Source organism: Hymenobacter sp. (assembly GCF_035709525.1).
GTDB lineage: Bacteria > Bacteroidota > Bacteroidia > Cytophagales > Hymenobacteraceae > Hymenobacter.
Genome location: NZ_DASTEP010000247.1, coordinates 1 through 3,719, shown reverse-complemented (window position 1 = coordinate 3,719; position 3,719 = coordinate 1). Strand labels below are relative to the sequence as shown.

Sequence of the window (3,719 nt, the reverse complement as noted above, 5' to 3'; positions counted from 1 at the left end):
ACGAGCGGACAGCCGGCGAAAAGCCGGCAGCCCGCCCCGGCCGCTACTCCAACGTCACCGACTCGATATCCACGCGCAATTGCTCGCCGAGCGCGGCAGGCTGGTCGACTATCACTTGCAGCACCTCCATATCGGCCAGGCGGAAGGGCGGCGCGCTCGCCGGCCCGTGCGTGAGCGGCAAAAAGCCAGGGTAGGGGCGGGGCACCAGCAGCAGCGGCGCGGGCCGCAGGGCGCTCAGTGGCACCCGCGCGGCCGTGCCCGGCGCGGGCAGCGGCACCACGGCCTCATAGGCCACCGCGTCGCGGCTCACGAGGGCTACCCGCAGGCGGGTATTGGCCGGCTGGTTGCTGGCTGCTTTGATAACCAGGTCTTTGAAGCCCGCTAAATCGGCCGTGCGGGTGGCAGTTTTGGCCCCCAGGTAGGCGCGCAGCGCCGACGCGGGGCTGGGGGCCGGCTGCCCAGCCTTGGCCGGGTTCACGAGCAGGCGCAGGGCCAGCGCGCCGCCGGGCGTGGTGGTGAAGTCCGTCCAATCGGTCCAGCTGATGCCTTTGGCTTCCACGGCGTCGCGGTCGCGGGCGGCGGTGAAGAGCGGCAGCGGCGCGGTGGCGGCCACTAGCGGCACCTCCCAGGCCGTCGCGCTGCCCGTAAAATCCCAGTCGCGCGGCGTGCCCGGCACCGGGCCGGGTAGGGTGACGGTTTCCCCGCTCCGCTGCTTCAGCACCAGCCAGTAGCGCAGCAGGCCGGGGTAGGTGAGGGCAGCCGGCACGGTAGCCGTGGCCGACCCGCCGCCTGTGCGCCGCATGGGTAGTGTGCGGGTCGGGCCGTAGTAATGCTGGGCCACCAGCAGCAAGCTGTCGGCCTGGTTGAAGGCTGAGCCGCTGCCCGTTAGGGTGATGCTAAGCGGCTGCCCGGCCGTGGCCTGGGGCGCGGGCTGGTGGCGCACGTTCAGCGGCAGCTCAAACGTCGGATTCGGGGCCACGAATTCTTCCAAGCCAATGACACCTAACGTCTTTTGCGCCGGCCAGGCGCGCGCATCCGTGGCCTTGGTGAGTAGGTAGGTGCCTGGCCGTACCGCCACTTGGCCGCCGCTGGCCGTGGCCTGGGCTTGGTTGCCTTTGCTGAGTCCGCGCAACAAAAAGGCTGGCCCCAGGTCGGGTAGCGCGACGGTTAAGGGCTGCGCATTCCAAGTAATGCGCGTGACTACCTTATTCAGCGCAGGCGTTGCGAATGAGTCACTTTCGGGCTGCGCGTCGGGCATCACCTCCAAGCGCCACGTGCCGGGGCTTACTTGGTCGAGAAAATACGCCCCGCTGCCGCCGTACTGCACCACTTCCGACGAGCCTACGCCCGCCACGTGGCGCAGCCGGGCGGGCTGCATTGGCCGGCTGCCGGTGTTGGCGGTGTAATAAAACTCGGCGGGCGCATTCCACTCGCTCAGCTGCTGGCGGTAGCTCACGCGGGCCGCCCCGAATACCGTGTCGGCCGGGTAGCGGCCGAAGCTTTGGCCGCGCTTCACCTCGTGAAATACCCGGCCGGCGATGAGCAGGCTCAGCGCCTTGGCGGGCGTGTAAGCCAGGTTGAGGTAGTGCGTCTGATACTCGGTGTTGAAGGCAGCGATACCCAGCGGGTCGTAGGCAAACTGCGTGGCCCACTGAAAGCCCGCCTCCCGAAAGCTCTTGGCCATGAAGGGGTACATGATGGGCTGCAACACGTCGGCCGATTCAAACTCGTACACCATCTTGGCCTTGGTATCGAAGCGCTTATCGCCCTTATACGGCAGCGGGTACTGGTCTACGTAGGGCAGAAAATTGCCCTTTAGCTCGTGCCCCGCCACCAGCCCCTCCGGGTACCACTGAAAGCTGACGCCCTGCACGTTGGCATCCAGGATGGCATCTTTCACCTGCGGGCTTTCAGCGATGTTGTAGAAAATCGGCTTTTTCAAGCCCGTGGCGCGCATGGCCGCCACCAGCCGGTTGGCGAAGCTGAGCACCGGGGCCAGCGGCGGGCGGTAGTGCGGCTCGTTGCACACCTCGTAGGCGATGATGCCGGGGTCTTCGCGATACAGCCGGCCCGAGTACTGGTTGCGGTGCTGAAGAAACTGCCCCAGGTAGTTTTCCTGCGCCCGCACGGCGCGCGGGTTGGTATACGCCTGCCCCTTGTCGTAGATGCTCGAAAAGCCCCGGCCCGTGTTGGTGGGCTCGGGGTAGGCATTGCCCCAGTAGGCGATGGGCGTGAGAATGATTTTGATGTTGCGCGCCTGAAGCTTGGTAATCAGGTAGTCGAGCAGGCGCAGGTGCTCGTTTTGCTGCAAGTTGCCGAGCGTGTCGGTTATTTCCACGTCCCACACGTGCACCCGAAAGGCATCGACGCCCAGCCGCGCCAGGTGGTACACGTCCTGGTCGATGGCGTCTTCGGGCTTAATGCCCTGCTTGAGCAAAGCGCGGTACGAGTAGGCAAAGGGTGCAGTGTAGTTGACGCCGAACAGGGAGACTTCCTGCTTGGTTTTTTGCCAGCGCAACACACCCTTGGCATCGACAAAAACATCGCCGGTGGGCGTGGGCGGCACCTGGGCGCGGGTGGGCAGGCTGGCCGCGAGCGCGGCGACTGACAGGCTGGCGCGGAGAAAGGAAAAGAAGGACATAGGCTAGCAACAGGCGAACAGCAAAAACGTCCGTCCCGCTGAGCTTATTGAAGCTTGGCAGAACGGACGCGGTAGAGACGCAATATTTTGCGTCTGGCGTTAGGGCACGCTATTGGGGCAGGCGTAAGGGCACGCTGCTCAGCAACGCAAGACGCAAAATATTGCGTCTCTACAGCCTTACCCTTCGTGGTAGCTCACCAGGTCGTCGATGGGCGAGCGCAGAATTTTACCCACTTCCATGCCGTGGCTGTTAGCCACTTGCGTGAGGGCATCGCGGAAATTATATCCCACCGAGCCGATGCAGTTGAAGGTATACTTCTGGTAGTCGGGGTAGTGCAGCACCAGATTTTGGAAGAAAGCCTCGAAGGCTTCGAGCACGATTTGGCGGCAATAGCTCACGTTGTTGTGGTCGTAGCAAAACTTGGCGAAGCTGGCCAGGTAGCGGTTGGGCAGCGGCTGGTTGTAGAGCTTGTCGATAATCTCGTTGCGCGTGCCCACGTGGTACTCGGCCTGCAAAGCTTCGCCCAGACCCTCGGGCAGCAGGCCGCGCAGGTAGTCGCGCAGCAGGCGTTTGCCCAGGTACGAGCCGCTGCCCTCATCGCCCAGGAAATAGCCCAGAGAATCAACGTTATAGGTGATTTTTTCGCCGTCGTAGAGGCACGAGTTGGTGCCCGTGCCCAGGATGGCGGCAAAGCCCGCTTCGCGGCCCAGCAGGGCGCGGGCGGCGGCCAGCAGGTCTTCGGTTACTTCCACGCGGGCGGCGTTGGGGAAGGTCTGGCGCAGGGCGGCGGCGATGGTTTCGGCCTTGGCCGCGCTGCTCACGCCGGCCCCGTAGAAGTAGATTTCGCGCACCTCGGCGCGGTTCATGTCGTCGGGCAGGTCTTTGTCGAGCGACGCCACGATGAAGGCCGTATCCACAAAATCAGGGTTGTAGCCCTGGGTGTTGAAATACACGCGCTGGCCCTCTTCGGAGAGTTGGCACCAGTTGGTTTTGGTCGAGCCGCCGTCGGCAATGAGTATCATAAGGTGAGTGGAGTAAGGGGGAAGCTGCGAAAATAGCGGGTTTTTGTCATGCTGA

At 64.1% G+C, this 3,719-nt stretch carries 2 protein-coding genes; both read right to left on the bottom strand.

The genetic code is table 11. The annotated features are described in order from the left end of the window. Window positions 1-43: 43 nt before the first annotated feature. Complete coding sequence (locus VFO93_RS22125; protein ID WP_325136558.1) at window positions 44-2,641, bottom strand: membrane or secreted protein; 2,598 nt, start codon at window positions 2,639-2,641, stop codon at window positions 44-46. 177 nt (window positions 2,642-2,818) lie between these two features. Next, window positions 2,819-3,664: an N-acetylglucosamine kinase gene (locus VFO93_RS22120; RefSeq protein ID WP_325136557.1), complete on the bottom strand. Its 846-nt coding sequence runs from the start codon at window positions 3,662-3,664 to the stop codon at window positions 2,819-2,821. Window positions 3,665-3,719: the final 55 nt, after the last annotated feature.

What these genes read in the sequence shown, in the direction of transcription:
- VFO93_RS22125 (WP_325136558.1), bottom strand. Translation starts at nt 2,641, where the DNA reads ATGTCCTTCTTTTCCTTTCTCCGCGCCAGCCTGTCAGTCGCCGCGCTC.
- VFO93_RS22120 (WP_325136557.1), bottom strand. Translation starts at nt 3,664, where the DNA reads ATGATACTCATTGCCGACGGCGGCTCGACCAAAACCAACTGGTGCCAA.